A 16,397-nucleotide genomic window follows, 5' to 3' on the forward strand; every position below is an offset into this window, starting at 1 on the left:
AAAGGGAGGTGGAGACAATAGCAGATTTTTTAGACGGAATGTACTCCTGGGTATCGTTCCTGCCCAGAATATCGAAAACAAACTTAGTTGAAATTATTATCATAGCCGTTCTGCTGTATGAGCTGCTGACCTGGATCATGAATACAAGAGCATGGACATTATTAAAGGGAATTATTGTGATCCTTCTTTTCTATCTCTTTGCATATGTATTCCGGTTGGATAATATTTTTTGGATTCTCAATAAAATTGCTACGCCGGCTGTTACCATGGCGATTGTGATCTTTCAGCCGGAGCTTCGGAAGGCTCTGGAGCAGTTAGGAAGCAAGAATCCCTTTACGGGAATTCTCACCTTTGATGACGGCCGGGATAATTCCGCTTTTACGGATAAAACCATCAACGAGGTGGTAAAGGCTACTTTTGAGATGGCAAAAGTCAAGACCGGAGCGCTCATGGTAATCGAACGAGTGGATTCTTTAAAGGAGATCGAACGAACTGGAATAGAAGTAGGTGGAGTTGTAAGCAGCCAGCTTATTATCAACATCTTTGAGCATAATACACCGCTTCACGACGGAGCGGTGGTAATCCGGGGAAACCGTGTTGCAGCGGCTACCTGTTACCTGCCTCTGTCCGATAATATGAGCATCAGCAAGGAACTGGGTACAAGACACAGGGCCGCAGTAGGTGTCAGTGAAGTGAGCGACAGCATTACCATTGTGGTATCGGAAGAAACCGGGCGTGTGACGGTGGCCCTGGAAGGCGGTCTTAGAAAGATTACAGATGCTGATATGCTCCGGTCAGTCCTTGCAGGTGTAAAACAGGCGCAGGAGGAAGGAAGCAGATTCAGGATTTTGAAGGGAAGGCGTAAGAATGAAGGAAAAGCTGTTAAATAATCTTGGACTGAAGCTCTCGTCTCTGGTGCTTGCCTTTGCAGTATGGATGGCTATTGTCAACATTTCCAATCCCATCATTGACGATTCCCAGATAGTTCCGGTGGAGGCGCGCAATGAGGACGTGCTGGAGGCTGCAAATTTAACCTATGAAAATATGGGAAAGGATTCGGTAACAGTCAGTTATCAGGTGAGAACAAGAGACCGTTCCCTGTTGAGGGCTTCGGATTTTCATGCCTATGTTGATTTAAAGGACTATAACGTAACTGGAGCCATTCCAATCACGGTGGAAATTAATAAAGATAAAGAAAACCTTGTAAAGAGCGATACCATTACGGCTAAGCCAATGGTGATGCGGATCAGAACGGAAGAGCTTCAGCGCAAGAAGTTTGATCTTCAGGTTCAGACCAAAGGAAGCCAGGAGGACGGGTATGAACTGGGAATGATCACCCTGTCACCGGATTATGTGACAGTGGAAGGTCCTGAATCCCAGATCGGCCAGATCAACCATATGGGAATCGAAATTGATGTGGATAATGCCAATGCGGATATAAAGGGAGTGGCTAATCCGGTCTTTTACGATGCCAACGGCAACAAGATGCCGGAACTGGAAAATAAGGTAACTGTCAACAGGCATGAGATCGAATATACGGTATCTGTGCTAAAGGCAAAAAATCTCACGATCAATTTCGAGGTTTCAGGGGAAGTGGCAAAAGGATACCGGTATACGGGATTGGAATCTAACTTTAAATCCGTGCCGGTGGTAGGTACGAATTCCCTTCTTGCCTCCTTGACCAGCTTATCTGTTTCTTCTGATAAGCTGAATATTGACGGCGCCACCTCTGATAAGGTGGTTCAGCTGGATTTAAGCCAGTATCTGCCGCCAAACACCTCTATTGCAGGGGAAGAATATAAGAATGTAACCGTGAAGCTGAAGGTAGAACCATTGACTACCAGGGTATTCACTTTAAAACTGAAGAATCTGGATAAAAAAGGTGCAGAAGCTGATTACGATTACAGTTTTGATAAAGAAACTTCTGATGTTACGGTAAAAGGGCTCAAAGCAGATTTGGATGCATTGACGGAAACGAACTTGAATGCAGTTCTTGACGTAACGGACCAGGAGGCTGGCCCTCATGCCGGAATGGTGACATTTGAGGTTTCAGGAGGATTTGAAGTGGTTGGTTATACACCTTTCAATGTGACGGTAACCCATAAGAATCCTGGACCCGGAACGGATGAAAGTACTACAGCCACTTCTGCGGAAGTGCCTGAGTCACAATGAGAACGTTTGATGAAGGAATGGAGGGAGGGAATTCAGTATGGTTAGTGCTAAAGTTGTTATAAAGAATCCTACCGGCCTGCACCTAAGGCCGGCGGGGATTCTTTGTAAGGAAGCCATGAACTTTAATTCTTCGGTGAGTTTTCGATTTAAGAACACCACCGCCAATGCGAAAAGCGTGCTTAGCGTATTGGGTGCCTGCGTAAAAAGCGGGGATGAGATTACTTTTGTCTGTGAGGGAGCAGATGAGGAGGAAGCTCTGGCAACCATGGTCAAGGCTGTTGAAGAGGGTCTTGGCGAATAGATTAATGATCTAGTAATTAATAAGGAGGCTAATTATGTTTAAAGGAACAAGTGCATCTGCGGGAATCGGTATTGGGAAGGCCGTTAACGTGGAAGAAGCAGAACTTAAGATCAGGAAAGAGGCAATAACGGATCCGGAGGCTGAAAAGGCCCGCTTTCAGGCAGCAGTCAAACAGGCCATGGAAGAGACAGGCCTTCTGGCACAGGATCTGGCAACTAAAGTGGGAGAGAAGGAAGCGGAGATTTTAAATGGTCATTTATTGCTCCTTTCCGATCCAATGCTCACAGGTGAGATCGAAAATTCCATAACAGGGGAGAAGGTTAACAGCGAATATGCGGTTGAAAATGTATGCAATACTTATGCCGATATGTTTGCTTCTATGGGAGACGAGCTCATGCAGCAGAGAGCAACGGACATGCACGATATCAAAACCCGTGTGCAGAAGATACTTATGGGGGTAAGCTCTGTGGATATTTCCGCTCTGCCGGAAGGAAGTGTGATTGTAGCAAGAGATTTAACACCTTCCATGACAGCCGGGATCAATCCGGAAAAGGTAGTAGGTATTGTCACAGAACTGGGAGGAAAAACATCCCACAGTGCAATTCTTGCAAGAGCCTTGGAAATTCCTGCAGTGGTTGCCATTGAGGGATTTTTAGGCCAGGTATCCGATGGAGATGATATGATACTGGATGGTTCTCAGGGAATTGTCATCGTAAAGCCGGAAGATTCGTTAAAAGCGGAGTATTCCGTAAAAAGAGAAGCCTTTTTAAAGGAAAAGAAGGAACTGGAGCAATACATCGGAAAGCCTACTGTGACAAAGGATGGCACGACCATTGAATTGGTAGCCAATATCGGAAAGCCTGAGGATGTGGAAAAGGTTCTACATTATGATGGGGAAGGAATCGGACTGTTCCGTACAGAATTTTTGTTTATGGACCGTACATCAATGCCAACAGAGGACGAGCAGTATGAAGCTTACCGGAAGGTTGCGGTTGCTATGAACGGCAAGCCCGTGATTATCCGGACTCTGGATATCGGTGGAGACAAGGAAATCCCATACATGGGCCTTGAAAAGGACGAAAATCCATTTTTAGGATACAGAGCGATCCGTTTCTGCCTGGACCGGAAGGAAGATGTGTATAAGCCTCAGCTGCGGGCCCTTTTAAGAGCCAGCGCGTTCGGGAACATCCGCATCATGGTTCCCATGGTGACCTGTCTGGAAGAGTTCAGGGAAGCAAAGGCACTTGTCGAGGAGCTTAAGAAAGAATTTGATGAAAAGGGAATAGCATATAAAAAGGACATACAGGTGGGAATCATGGTGGAGACAGCTGCCGCTTCTTTGATGGCGGATGCATTTGCAAAGGAAGTTGATTTCTTCAGCATCGGAACCAATGACCTGACCCAGTACACCATGTCCGTGGACAGGGGAAATGATAAGGTATCCTACTTATATTCCCCGTTAAATCCTGCAGTATTAAGAAGCATCCGCCATGTCATTGAATGCGGACGCAGAGAAGGAATTATGGTTGGAATGTGCGGGGAGGCTGCCAGCGATCCCATGATCATCCCTCTGCTTCTGGCATTTGGCTTAAATGAATTCAGCATGAGTGCGTCGGCTATCTTAAACGCCAGAAAGCTGATCACCGGCTACAGCATTAAGGATTTACAGGCAGTGGCAGAAAAGGCAATGTCCTATTCCACTGTAAAAGAGGTAGAAGATTACATGAGAGAGTTTATTAGTCATATATAATGGACGACCAAAGGGGAAGTGCGGCTGTCGCTAGGGCGGCGGCTGCCTTTTTCCATATAAGACGGCGTTTCTATTATTTGCAAAAGGGGATATTTTGTGATGAGTGTTTATCTGATCAGCTATGGAGCGTCTTTTTTATTTGCAAGAGCAGGTTTCTATTGGCTGTCTGGTATTATATTAATACTGGCAGCTCTTTTCCTGTATTGGCGGGATTACCGCCGAACCGAGAATATCATTCATTTGAGGGGATTGTTTTCTCTGTTCTGGGTAGGAGGAGAAGGCATCGCCTGTTTTAAGCTCTCGGAGCTTTCTTTTGACTGGAATATTATTACGTGGCTCTGCTTTCTGGTTGCATTCCTGGGATTCTGGGTCACCTTTGAATTTTTTGCAAAGCTGCAGGGAGAATCAGGAGGGCAGCGTTCCAGCTGGTTCAGTTTTAAAGGCTATGAAAGGCCTCTGTTTCTATCTATGGTTTTTGTCACCTTTGTATCCCTTGCCGGCTTTATCGTTGAGGCGGCGGTACTGGGATTCATCCCCTTCTTTGTAAAAGGAGTGCCCCATGCTTACTCTACGTTCCATATAACAGGAATTCACTATTTCACTGTATCCTGTGTACTGGTGCCTGCGTTGTCGGTCCTTTATTTTTGCATAGAACAAGGGAGAAACGGCTTAAGGCTGATTCTGGCCATACTTATGGACGTTATCGCATGTTTGATTCCGATTTTATGTGTGTCCAGGTTCCAGCTGATCCTTTCTGTGGGATTGGCAGTTCTCACCTATATTGCGATGGAGCACAGGCTGAAGATCACTTATGGGGTGGGCCTGGCGATCGGTATGATTCCCATTTATGTGATCCTCACCATTGCAAGAGGTCATGATGTCTCCTATTTAAATGGTATTTTTCAGATGAAAAACAGCCAGATGCCCATATTTATCACCCAGCCTTATATGTACATTGCGAACAACTACGACAATTTCAACTGTCTGGTGGAGTGGCTTCCGTCTCATACCTTTGGTCTTCGGATGCTCTTTCCCTTATGGGCGCTTACAGGGCTTAAATTCCTTGTCCCGGCTCTTGTGGATTTTCCCATCTATGTGACAAAAGAGGAATTGACTACGGTTACCCTGTTTTATGATTCCTTTTATGATTTTGGAATCGTGGGTGTCCTGCTTTTTGGATGTATTCTTGGCGGAGTTGCGTTTTTCCTGGTGAAGATGGTAAAGCGTATCCGAAATCCCATCGGCTATCTGTTCTATGCCCAATTTGCCATGTATATGATCCTTTCTTTTTTCACGACCTGGTTCAGCAATCCCTCCACCTGGTTTTATTTTGTGATGACAGGGTTTTTATTCGTTTTCTGTTCGTGGAAGAACAATGGAAGACATGGATGACGTGGATGATAAATAAAAAAAGCTCCTGGAAAAAATCCGGGAGCTTTTTTTATATGTCATGATTAGAAGTCAAACTTTGGGTGTGCCGGAAGGTTCTTTCTCCTCCTTGGTAAGAGCAATGGCAGGGAGTTTTTTCTTTCTTCGCCGGCGGAAGAAGATAATGGCAGTGGCGGCTGCTGCTATGGGGAACCAGAATGGAATCGTAGTAATGATACCGATCGTAAGGCTTAACACGACATTCTTAAAAAGCTTAAGATTGCTTGTAAATCCATTACTTATGCGGGTACCGGCTGATTCCGGAGCAATGGGAGTAAATGTGGTGACCTCCCTGATACTGAGAGAAACCGTACTGTAATCCACCTGATTGTCGTAAAGCTTAAGCTGGGATTCCATGGATTCCAACTGATAGCGTATCTCAGAAAGCCTCTGCTGAAGGGTGATGACCGTATCAATTGATTCCGCCTTTTCAAGGAATTCCCACAGCTTTTCCTGCTCTATTTCCAGAGACTTCTTTCTGCTTTCCAGATCGCTGTACTGCAGTGTGACATCCTGGGTGGACTCGGATTTATTCGTGACATTTCCGTTTGTTTCTACTGTATCGATAAAGCTGTCAATTTGGTTAACGGGAACCCGGACAGTCATATTGGCAAACCTTGGACTCGGACTTCCCATACGGTCCTGCCGGCTGCCTGACATGTCGGACTGTTCCACATTTCCGCCAAGCTGTGTGATTTTGGACTGCAGGTTTGACAGTAGTGTTTCAAACTCATTCGTTTCCACGTTCATGGATATGTTCCGTATAAGCTTTCTTCCAGCCGGAAGCATCTGGCCGCCTCCGGCTTCGCTTGCCAGTGATGTTACCGACTTTTCCCCCGTCTCATTTTCATACTGGCTGTCTGCGCTAACCGAGTCATTTATCTCTGCAGGCATAGCACCCCCATAATCTGATGCGGCGTTCTGGGCCATTGTTGCGGACTTGCTTGAGCATGCACTTAAGCAGAGAACGAACAGAAGAGACGGAATAAATCCCCATTTTCTTATTCTCATTGAACCCCTCCTTTTATCAGCATATTTCTAAGAATCATGTGATATCCTTAGAATAGCATGACGCCTTGACCATTTCAACAAAGGCAGAGGAAGCTTAAGAAAAACTTATATATTTACACATTTTTAATAGTTTCAGATGGAGAAACGTGATAGTGTTTTTTATAGGCTCTGAAAAACGTTGAGTAGTTTTTAAAACCGCTGGCAAAGCATGCTTCGGTAACCGTCATTCCTGTTCTTAACAGATCCCTTGCCAAAGTCAGACGTTTTTCCGTGATATAATCAAACAGAGTGTAGCCGGTTTCCCCTTTGAATAAGTGCATCAGGTGATAACGGCTGATATAACAGGCCTCTGCAATTGTTTCCACGGTTATCTCCTCTGTTAAGTGATTGTTGATGTAGTCCATAATGTTAATAATGCGTCGGTCACCGGTGGAAGGGGGCAGGTATTGTACCCGGTTGGCCAGGGAGGCCCGGTTTAACTGGATCATGAATTCCAGAAAAACCACCTGGCAGTACAAATCTCTGGCATATCCGTCATGGGTACAGGCGTATTCCAGGTTCGCCAATGTGCGGTATATGCCGCTCTTTTCCATGGAATGAATCCGCAGGACGTGGGAGTGAAGCTCTTTCGATTTCTGAAAGCAGGTGCTCAAATCATAGCTGTCGGACCGGTAAGCCAGTAAGAAGCCGGGGGAAAGATAGACGATAATCCGTTCATAAGGCACCGAAGGATCGATGTCAGGCTTGTGAATATCGTTATGGCGGACCAGTATGATGTCGTAAGGCTTCAGTTTATAAGCGCATCCTTCAATCCGGTAAGTTACGGATCCACGTATGAATATGATAATTTTATCAAAATCATGGTAATGGTATTCAAAATCCTGTTTTTTTGTATCGGTCAGATGAAACAGACGGAAATCACTGTTTAAATATCCCCGCTTTTCGTAGTTGTCCATATCAATCTTAATCCTCCTGTATACTGCCTTTTATAATACAACATAATTTGCAATAAAAAAAGCATTATATTGATGGAAATGATAAATAGTGCTGTATATAATGGAGTATATAAAACAAATGTGCAGGAACAGAAGGAAGACAAGAATGAAAATAGTCGTGTTGGCGGGCGGTTATAGCCCGGAAAGAGAAGTCTCATTATCTTCAGGTGCGATGATCACAAACGCTCTGATAAAAAACGGACATGAGGTTTACCTGCTGGATTCTTATCTGGGAGTTGCTGACGGAGAAGCGGTCTGCTTTAAAAGCCTTAAAGATGGTACAGACTTTTCCTGGGAAATCGGAAGAAAGGTACCGGAGCTTGATCGTTTGAGCGAAGAACGAAAGGGGGAAGGATATATAGGAAACCGGGTCATTGAAATCTGCAGGCTGGCAGATGTAGTATTTCTGGCCCTGCACGGAGGGGCGGGAGAAAACGGACAGATACAAGCCGTTTTTGATGCTTACGGCATTTCCTATACCGGAACTGGTTATGAAGGGTGTTTAAAAGCCATGGATAAGCCTATGGCAAAACTCCTGATGAAGGCTTCAGGCATACCAACCCCGGATTGGCGTCTTTATACGAGAGGGGAGCCTTTGGAACCGTTTTCATTTCCCTGTGTGGTAAAGCCATGCGACTGCGGATCCAGTGTAGGTATTACCATGGTGGATAAGGAGGAACAATGGGAGCAGGCCCTTGATTCTGCTTTTGCCTATGAAGACCGGATACTGGCGGAAGTAAAAATTACTGGCAGGGAATTTTCTGTTGGTATCCTGGGAGAAAGGGCCCTTCCCTCAATCGAGATCATACCAAAGTCTGGGTTTTATGATTATGAAAATAAGTATCAGGCAGGCATGACAGAGGAGGTCTGCCCGGCAAGGCTGACAGAAAAAGAGGAGGAGGCCTTGGGTTTTATGGCTTTAAAGGTCCACCGCGCTCTGGGGCTTGGCTATTATTCCAGGGTGGATTTCTTCATGGAGGAAGATGGCAGTCTTTATTGTCTGGAGGCCAATACGCTGCCGGGAATGACGCCTTTCAGCCTTCTTCCGCAGGAGGCTAAGGCTGCCGGAATTTCATATTATGAGTTATGTGAGGATATTGCAAGACACGGGAAAGGAGTTTTATCATGAATATCACATTGGAAAAATACCATGGACTGGGCAATGATTATCTGATTTTTGATCCCAATAAAAATGAATTGGAGCTGACAGAGGAAAGTGTCCGGCTGATCTGCAACCGGAATTTTGGTGTCGGATCTGACGGGCTTTTGGTTGGTCCGATTCTGGGGCAGGATAAGCTGGAGCTAAAAATCTTAAACCCTGATGGAAGCGAAGCTGAGTTAAGCGGCAACGGAGTCCGGATCTTTGGAAAATACTTAAAGGATGCCGGATACGTACAGAAAAACCGCTTTATTGTCAATACATTAAGCGGGCAGCAGACGATCCAGTACTTAAATGAGACCGGGACCAAAATAAAGGTATCCATGGGAAAACTAAGCTTTTACAGCGATGAAATTCCTGTAACAGGACCGAGGAGAGAGGTACTGAATGAAACCATGATGTTTGGAAGCATCCCTTACCGGGTTACCTGTGTGACCATAGGCAATCCTCACTGCGTCATCTGGCTGAATGACATATCAAAGGAACTGGCCTGCCGGATCGGAAAGCATTCAGAAGCAGCTGATTATTTCCCGGAAAAGATTAATACGGAGCTTTTGAAGGTTGTGGACAGGACCAATATTGAAATTGAGATTTACGAACGGGGAGCCGGATATACCCTTGCCTCTGGAACCAGCGGCTGCGCGGCTGCTGGTGCGGCATACCGCATGGGGCTTACAGATCCCAAGATGTACGTGCACATGCCGGGAGGCGTGCTTGAGGTAGAGATTGAAAAGGATGGCAGCGTGCTTATGACAGGAGAAGTCGGTTACGTGGGAAGATTTACCCTTTCTCATGAAATGACGGAGGAGCTGCGGGCGCTCCGGTAAATAAATATAATGATAAACAAAACAGGCACGACGATCACCGTAAACTCAGAGCAGGAGAGAACTGCCCTGTCTGGGATAAACGGAGGATCGTAGTGCCTCTTTCGTGTTCCTGTTTCATGATCTGGGGCTGAACCGGTTGACGGAATTAGCGTTTTCATACTATAATATTACAATAATTTATATGGTCGCAGATAATGTGATGCAGGAGAGGCGGGGGCTTATGAATCTTATGTCGGCTGAAAATGTAGAAGCCGGTATTTACATAGTTAACCAGGATTACAGAATCATTTATCTCAATGATGCGGCTAAAACATATTATCCGGATTTAAGAGAAGGTATGTACTGTTATCAGGGGGTTGGGAAAGGACCAGAACCCTGTAAAGACTGTCCTGGTGCAGGGGGAAAGTCCGGGCATGTGATATTATATAATTCTGCCTCAGAGCTTTGGATGGATGTATCCTCAGGCACAATTGACTGGCCGGGACACAACGGATGCAAGCTGATCATGTTTCGGCCGGTGGCTGTAAAGAATAAGAATCTTTTTTATCATCTGACGGACAACACCGTTTATGATGAGCTTTTTGAATTGAACCTGGCAGCGAATTCCTATAGGATCCTGTTTCACCAGAAAGATAAGTTTAAGATTCCAAAGCTGGAAGGGCAGTTAGATGCCATGTGCCTGGAGGTGGCAGATTTCATGATTCATCCGGAAGACAGGGAGAAGTTCCTGGAATTCTGGGATGCGCCTACTCTGCTGGACCGCCTTCATGCCAATGGAAAGATCATTAGGGGAGAATTCCGCAGGCTGCTGGTGGACGGAAATTATTGCTGGACCAGTGTCATCGCTGTTTTGTTCCGGTGCGGGGATTGCGCGGACCCTATTATCATGAGTTATGTCCAGGATGTTGACATAAAAAAGAAGCAGGAAGAGGAAGATAAGAAAAAACTTAAGGAAAAGCGGGAAGAAACGGATTCCATGACAGGGCTTTTCCGATACGGTCCTTTTTTTGAGAAAGCGGAGCAGCTTTTAAAAGCTCAATCCGGCACAAGGTATTTTATGGTGGCCATTGACATTGAGCATTTTAAACTTTTTAACGAATGGTATGGGGAAGAGGAAGGGGACCGGTTCCTGATAAAGATCGGTAAATATTTAAAGTCCTTGGAACTGCTGTATGGGTCCATCGCAGGGTATATGGGAGGCGACGATTTTGTCGTCATACTTCCGGAAGATATCTCCATTTTAAAAAACCTGGAAGGCGAGATCAATTACTATGCCAGACAATATGGCGGTAATGCAGGATTTCTTCCGGCATTTGGCGTCTACCGGATCGAGGACCGCAGCCTTTCAGTCAGTATGATGTATGACAGGGCGGCCATCGCACTGAACTCCGTAAAGGGCAATTATGCCAAGAGAATAGGCTGGTATGACCCTGGCATGAAACAAAAGATGGAAAATGATCAGATCCTTCTCTCAGAAATTCAGAGCGCCCTGGAAAAGAAGGAGTTTATTTTTTACGTTCAGCCCCAGTGCAATATGCTTACAGGCAAGATCATCGGTCTGGAATCCCTGGTCAGATGGAGGCATCCCTTACGTGGGTTGATCTCTCCTGGAAAGTTCATACCGCTTTTGGAGCAGAATGGGTTTATTACATATCTGGATATTTATATCTGGGAGATGGTATGCAGACAGTTAAACATCTGGGGGAAGGCCGGGAAAAAGCTGATACCCATTTCCGTCAATATGTCCCGCATGGATATCTATGCCATTGATGTCGTGGAGAAATTCAAGGAATTGGTGGGCAAGTACGAGATCGATCCAAAATACTTGGAAATCGAGATTACGGAAAGCGCCTATGCAGAGGATGATGATAAGATGCAAAGGGTACTGGAAGACCTGCGCAGGGCAGGCTTTCCGGTGTTCATGGATGACTTTGGAAGCGGTTATTCCTCACTTAACATGCTCAAAGATGTCAATGTCGATGTCATTAAGATCGACACCAAATTCCTGGATATGAATGAGAACAGCCAGAGCCGTGGAATGGGAATTTTAGAGACCATTGTGAGAATGGCAAGGGTCATGCAGATGAAGATCATTGCGGAAGGAGTCGAAACAAAGGATCAGGTAGATTTTTTAAGAAATATCGGCTGTATTTACGGGCAGGGATATTATTATTATAGGCCGCTTCCTGTGGAAGAAGCGGAGCAGCTCCTGATGCAGGAGGATCACGTGGATTACGGGGGGATCCAGGCCCGCCAGTTGGGGCAGCTGAAACTGGAGGATTTATTTAATGAGAACATCACCAGTGAGGCGATGTTAAATAACATGCTTGGAGCAATCGCCCTGTATGAAGTGTATGAGGACCGGTGCGAGGTTCTCCGGGTAAATCAGGAATATTACCGCATTACAGGAGATAATCCGGTGGATATGGAAGACCGCAGGTGGTTTCTCTTAAACCGGATCTATAAAGATGACAGAGACTGGGTTTTGAATATATTTGAGAACGCATACAGCAATCCGATCCGGGGAGGGGAAGGTATTTTCCGGCAGTACCGCCTAAGCGGGGAACTGATGTGGGTACATCTTCGCGTATTCTTTTTAAGGGAACAGGATGAGCACCGTTTGTACTATGGAGCGGTAAGGGATGCGACTGAACAGATGGAGCAGCGCCAAAAGCTTGAGGCCTCCCAGAAAATATTAGGAGATGTGCTGAGGCTTTCCGGGAGAGACCTTTCCTTTGAGAGGCTGCCCGACCGTCATGCCGCCATTTCCATGATGGAGTCTTATGTGATGCGCCGCCGCTTCCAGCCTTCTGCTCTGGTTTTGTTTGAGATCCTGGGGCCGGAAGATATAAGCAGAAAAGGCTGCAAGGCAGAAAAGCCGATTTTTGCACCTTATGTGGACTGCTTAAAGCGCTTTTTCAGGGAAGATGATATCATCTGCCTGAATGGTGTATATGAAGCAATGGTATTATGCAAGAATATCCGGAGCAGTGATATGGAACATAAGCTTAAGCGGGTGGCAAATGCTTTAACCCGGGAACTTAAGGGAAATGAGAAAGACCCTCTGTTTTGGATCAATACCGCCTTTGCTGTGATCGAGGCTCAGGAGAAGAATTTTGAAGATTGCTGTGATAAGGCAAGATTGGCTCTGATACAGTCCAGTAAGATTTCAGATAGAGAAAGTGTGAAATTGGAATAGACCGCTTCCGGCACTTGTGGTACAATGAGCGCAAGTGAGCGCAAGAGTACGAAGATAAATTCACTTCAGGGAAAGGAATAAGATTATGATAGCAGACAAGATGAGACCCCTCGTAGAAAACAATTCCGCCATCCGTGCCATGTTTGAAGAAGGAAAGAAGATGGCTGCCGTATACGGCAGGGAGAATGTCTATGATTTCAGCCTTGGAAATCCCAATGTGCCGGCTCCTCCGGCGGTAAACCAGGCCATTCTTGACATTATCAGGGAAGAGGAAACCACTTTCATCCATGGATACATGAGCAATGCAGGATTTGAAGATGCAAGAGATGCAGTAGCTCAGTCCTTAAACAGGCGGTTTGGAACTCATTTTCGTCTGGAGAATATCCTTATGACCGTTGGAGCGGCCAGCGGCATGAACGTCATATTAAAAACCATTTTGGATCCCGGTGATGAAGTGGTGGTATTCGCACCTTATTTTATGGAATACGGTTCTTATGTTCGGAATTATGACGGCGTGCTTGTGACAGTACCTCCGGATAAGTCCAGCTTTCAGCCTGATTTAAAGGAGTTTGAACGGCGGATCACCTCTATGACAAAGGCAGTGATCATCAATACCCCCAATAATCCTACGGGTGTGGTTTATTCTGCGGAAACTCTCAGGGAGATCGCAGGCATCCTTATGAAAAAGGAGACAGAGCTTGGTACCCAGATTGTGCTGATCTCCGATGAACCTTACCGGGAACTGGCCTATGACGGGGTGGAGGTTCCTTATGTCACACCGTTTTATCATAATACCATAGTCTGCTATTCTTATAGCAAATCATTATCCCTGCCTGGGGAACGGATCGGATATCTGGTAATTCCCGATGAAGTGGAGGATTCCCCTAAGGTCATAGCTGCCGCCGCTGTTGCCACCCGTGTGCTGGGCTGTGTCAACGCACCTTCCCTTATGCAGCGGGTGATCGTCCGCTGTGTGGATAGCCAAGTAAATCTGGAAGCCTATGACCGGAACAGGGAGCTTCTCTACAGCAGTTTAAAGGAATATGGGTTAGACTGCATCAAACCGGAAGGGGCTTTTTACTTATTTGTAAAATCTCCTGTTGATGATAAGGAATTCTGCCAGTCCTGCAAAGAGCACCGGGTACTTCTGGTGCCTGGAACTTCCTTTGCATGTCCGGGCTATGTAAGGATCGCTTATTGCGTATCCTATGAGCAGATCGAACGCTCTCTGCCTGCATTTAAGAAGATAGCAGAGGAGTATGGCCTTACAGGAAAAAGGGAGGAAGCAGAATGAAGCCATGGGAAGCCAACATCCGCAGAGTTGCCCCTTATGTGCCTGGGGAGCAGCCAAAAGGAGAGAAGTTAATTAAGTTAAATACCAATGAAAATCCCTATCCGCCGTCTCCCGGCGTTAAGCAGGCTTTGGCCCAGATGGACTGCGACTGGTTCCGCAAATATCCGGACCCGGCTGCCACAGTTCTTATTAAAGCCCTTTCAGAAGCTTATGAGATAGAAGAGGACCGGATTTTCGTAGGTGTAGGTTCTGATGATGTGATTGCCGTAGCTTTTATGACCTTTTTCAATTCCGGCAAACCTCTCCTGTTTCCTGATGTAAGCTATTCCTTTTATAAGGTTTGGGCGGATTTATTCCGGATTCCATATGAAACACCTGCCCTTGATGAGGAATTTTGTATCCGGAAGGAAGATTATTACAGGGAAAATGGGGGAATCATATTCCCGAATCCCAACGCGCCCACCGGTCTTCTTATGCCTCTTTCCGAAGTAGAAGATATCATAGCCCATAACCAGGAGTCAGTGGTGATTGTGGACGAAGCTTACATTGACTTCGGGGGAGAAAGCGCGCTAAGGCTGACTGAAAAATACGAGAACCTCCTGGTGGTGCAGACCTTCAGCAAATCCCGTTCCATGGCCGGAATGAGAATCGGTTGTGCTTTCGGGCATCCGGATCTGATCCGTGCACTCAATGATGTGAAGTATTCCTACAATTCCTATACCATGAATATTCCTTCCCTGGTTTTGGGAGCAAAAGCCCTTGAAGATGACAAATATTTTAAGGAAACTCTGGATAAGATCATATACACAAGGGAACAGGCCAAGAAAAGGCTTGGGGAACTTGGATTTACTTTCCCGGATTCCATGGCAAACTTCATCTTTGCCTCTCATAAAGAACGCAGGGCAGAGGAGATCTACAAGGCTCTCCGGGAAAACGATATTTATGTCAGGTATTTTAATCAGCCAAGGCTTGACAATCATTTGCGTATTTCCATAGGAACGGATGAAGAGATGGAAGGGCTGTACACTTTTTTAAAAGAATTTCTTTAGATTTTTTTCGTTTGCCAGAAAGGCTTTTAGGTAGTATCATATAATGGGTGATTAAAATGGAAAAAGTTAGAAAGTATTGCAGACTGATTCTCAATATTGTTATACCAATTTTATTTATATACTTGATTTGTGTATGGGGACCGAGGATTTTAAATTTCTTCCTTCCCTTTGTCATTGGCTGGATCATTTCGGTCATTGCGAATCCTCTGGTGCGCTTCCTGGAGAAACGTCTGAAGATTGTCAGGAAACACAGTTCTGTGCTCATCGTAGTTGCAGTGCTGGCCCTTATTATTACGGTGCTTTATTTCATGATCTCTAAGCTGGTTTATGAAGCTGCCGGATTTGCAAGAGATATTCCAAAGTATTATGAATCTGCCTGGATTGAGACCCAGAAGCTGCTTTTGCAGGTGGAGAGGCTTTTGCAGTTTTTGCCTCAGAACATTCAAGATTCTGTGAACCAGTTTTTTACCCATATGGGCGAATATTTAAATGTAATGGTTCAGAAGATCGCTTCTCCTACGGTGACGGTGGCGGGAAATGTGGTAAAGAGCATTCCGGCAGCTTTAGTTTATACAATAGTTACGATTTTTTCCTCCTATCTGTTTATTGTGGATCGGGATAGGATTATGGAAATACTTCGCCGGTATATACCGGAGGGAGGGACAAAATATTACCAGTATCTTAAAAAAGATGCAAAGCGTCTGGTGAGCGGTTATTTTCTTGCCCAGTTTAAAATCATGTTTGTTATTGCTGCAGTACTGGCTGCGGGATTTCTGGTACTGGGAGTAAAATATGCGCTTCTTCTTGCAGTTATCATAGCGCTTCTAGACTTTCTGCCGATATTAGGAACCGGAACCATTCTGATTCCATGGGCATTGGTCCGCCTTGTTGCAGGAGAGTATGCCTTTGGTGTCGGCCTGGTGGTCATTTATGTTCTGACTCTGGTATTAAGGCAGGTCATACAGCCAAAGATCGTAGGGGACACCATGGGACTTGACCCCCTCATGACACTGCTGTTTTTATATTTGGGATTTAAGATCAGTGGGATTGCCGGTATGATTTTAGCGGTGCCCATTGGTATGCTGTTTTTAAATCTATATGAATTCGGAGCCTTTGATTCTATTATTAACAGCGTGAAAACTTTGCTCCATGATATAAATGCGTTTCGCAGGGGACCGGATTAAATACCCTGTGGGTATACTGTATGCCAGG

Annotated in this window: 13 protein-coding genes; 11 read left to right on the top strand and 2 right to left on the bottom strand. The window is 45.5% G+C overall.

Features of this window, described 5'->3' with window-relative positions:
- Positions 1–17 precede the first annotated feature (17 nt).
- From cdaA to BMW45_RS18160, 5 genes are all read left to right on the top strand, one after another.
- A complete protein-coding gene (cdaA, locus tag BMW45_RS18140) occupies positions 18–890 on the top strand; it encodes a diadenylate cyclase CdaA (RefSeq protein ID WP_092251114.1) in 873 nt (290 codons plus the stop codon).
- Entirely contained in the window at positions 868–2,172 is a 1,305-nt protein-coding gene (locus BMW45_RS18145) for a CdaR family protein (protein ID WP_092247281.1), read from the top strand. Before cdaA ends, BMW45_RS18145 begins: the two co-directional genes overlap by 23 nt.
- A 37-nt stretch (positions 2,173–2,209) precedes the next feature.
- A complete protein-coding gene (locus BMW45_RS18150) occupies positions 2,210–2,473 on the top strand; it encodes an HPr family phosphocarrier protein (protein ID WP_025232049.1) in 264 nt (87 codons plus the stop codon).
- A gap of 34 nt (positions 2,474–2,507) precedes the next feature.
- Complete coding sequence (gene ptsP, locus BMW45_RS18155; RefSeq protein ID WP_092247284.1) at positions 2,508–4,223, top strand: phosphoenolpyruvate--protein phosphotransferase; 1,716 nt, start codon at positions 2,508–2,510, stop codon at positions 4,221–4,223.
- Between the two features lie 99 nt (positions 4,224–4,322).
- Positions 4,323–5,615: an O-antigen polymerase gene (locus BMW45_RS18160; protein ID WP_092247286.1), complete on the top strand. Its 1,293-nt coding sequence runs from the start codon at positions 4,323–4,325 to the stop codon at positions 5,613–5,615.
- 69 nt (positions 5,616–5,684) lie between these two features.
- On the opposite strand, the gene BMW45_RS18165 is transcribed toward BMW45_RS18160, so the two are convergent.
- Entirely contained in the window at positions 5,685–6,662 is a 978-nt protein-coding gene (locus tag BMW45_RS18165; protein WP_092247289.1) for a DUF4349 domain-containing protein, read from the bottom strand.
- Positions 6,663–6,775: 113 nt separating this feature from the next.
- Entirely contained in the window at positions 6,776–7,618 is an 843-nt protein-coding gene (locus BMW45_RS18170; RefSeq protein ID WP_092247292.1) for an AraC family transcriptional regulator, read from the bottom strand.
- Positions 7,619–7,763: 145 nt separating this feature from the next.
- On the opposite strand from BMW45_RS18170, the gene BMW45_RS18175 reads away from it, so the two are divergent.
- The 6 genes from BMW45_RS18175 (at position 7,764) to ytvI (ending at position 16,369) form a co-directional block, all read left to right on the top strand.
- A complete protein-coding gene (locus BMW45_RS18175) occupies positions 7,764–8,786 on the top strand; it encodes a D-alanine--D-alanine ligase family protein (RefSeq protein WP_092247294.1) in 1,023 nt (340 codons plus the stop codon).
- A complete protein-coding gene (dapF, locus tag BMW45_RS18180; RefSeq protein ID WP_092247297.1) occupies positions 8,783–9,643 on the top strand; it encodes a diaminopimelate epimerase in 861 nt (286 codons plus the stop codon). Before BMW45_RS18175 ends, dapF begins: the two co-directional genes overlap by 4 nt.
- A gap of 220 nt (positions 9,644–9,863) precedes the next feature.
- Positions 9,864–12,842, top strand: coding sequence for an EAL domain-containing protein (locus BMW45_RS18185; RefSeq protein WP_092251115.1), 2,979 nt, complete (start codon positions 9,864–9,866; stop codon positions 12,840–12,842).
- Between the two features lie 85 nt (positions 12,843–12,927).
- On the top strand, positions 12,928–14,136 hold the full coding sequence (locus BMW45_RS18190) for a pyridoxal phosphate-dependent aminotransferase (protein ID WP_092247299.1): 1,209 nt from the start codon (positions 12,928–12,930) through the stop codon (positions 14,134–14,136).
- Complete coding sequence (gene hisC / locus BMW45_RS18195; protein WP_092247302.1) at positions 14,133–15,185, top strand: histidinol-phosphate transaminase; 1,053 nt, start codon at positions 14,133–14,135, stop codon at positions 15,183–15,185. Before BMW45_RS18190 ends, hisC begins: the two co-directional genes overlap by 4 nt.
- A gap of 56 nt (positions 15,186–15,241) precedes the next feature.
- Complete coding sequence (gene ytvI, locus BMW45_RS18200) at positions 15,242–16,369, top strand: sporulation integral membrane protein YtvI (protein ID WP_092247304.1); 1,128 nt, start codon at positions 15,242–15,244, stop codon at positions 16,367–16,369.
- Positions 16,370–16,397 lie beyond the last annotated feature (28 nt).

It is taken from the genome of Lacrimispora sphenoides (assembly GCF_900105215.1).
Lineage (GTDB): Bacteria > Bacillota > Clostridia > Lachnospirales > Lachnospiraceae > Lacrimispora > Lacrimispora sphenoides_A.

Coding starts and splice junctions, on each gene's coding strand:
- ptsP (WP_092247284.1), top strand. CDS start 2,508: ATGTTTAAAGGAACAAGTGCATCTGCGGGAATCGGTATTGGGAAGGCC.
- dapF (WP_092247297.1), top strand. CDS start 8,783: ATGAATATCACATTGGAAAAATACCATGGACTGGGCAATGATTATCTG.
- BMW45_RS18145 (WP_092247281.1), top strand. CDS start 868: ATGAAGGAAAAGCTGTTAAATAATCTTGGACTGAAGCTCTCGTCTCTG.
- hisC (WP_092247302.1), top strand. CDS start 14,133: ATGAAGCCATGGGAAGCCAACATCCGCAGAGTTGCCCCTTATGTGCCT.
- BMW45_RS18150 (WP_025232049.1), top strand. CDS start 2,210: ATGGTTAGTGCTAAAGTTGTTATAAAGAATCCTACCGGCCTGCACCTA.
- BMW45_RS18185 (WP_092251115.1), top strand. CDS start 9,864: ATGAATCTTATGTCGGCTGAAAATGTAGAAGCCGGTATTTACATAGTT.
- BMW45_RS18160 (WP_092247286.1), top strand. CDS start 4,323: ATGAGTGTTTATCTGATCAGCTATGGAGCGTCTTTTTTATTTGCAAGA.
- ytvI (WP_092247304.1), top strand. CDS start 15,242: ATGGAAAAAGTTAGAAAGTATTGCAGACTGATTCTCAATATTGTTATA.
- BMW45_RS18165 (WP_092247289.1), bottom strand. CDS start 6,662: ATGAGAATAAGAAAATGGGGATTTATTCCGTCTCTTCTGTTCGTTCTC.
- BMW45_RS18175 (WP_092247294.1), top strand. CDS start 7,764: ATGAAAATAGTCGTGTTGGCGGGCGGTTATAGCCCGGAAAGAGAAGTC.
- BMW45_RS18170 (WP_092247292.1), bottom strand. CDS start 7,618: ATGGACAACTACGAAAAGCGGGGATATTTAAACAGTGATTTCCGTCTG.
- BMW45_RS18190 (WP_092247299.1), top strand. CDS start 12,928: ATGATAGCAGACAAGATGAGACCCCTCGTAGAAAACAATTCCGCCATC.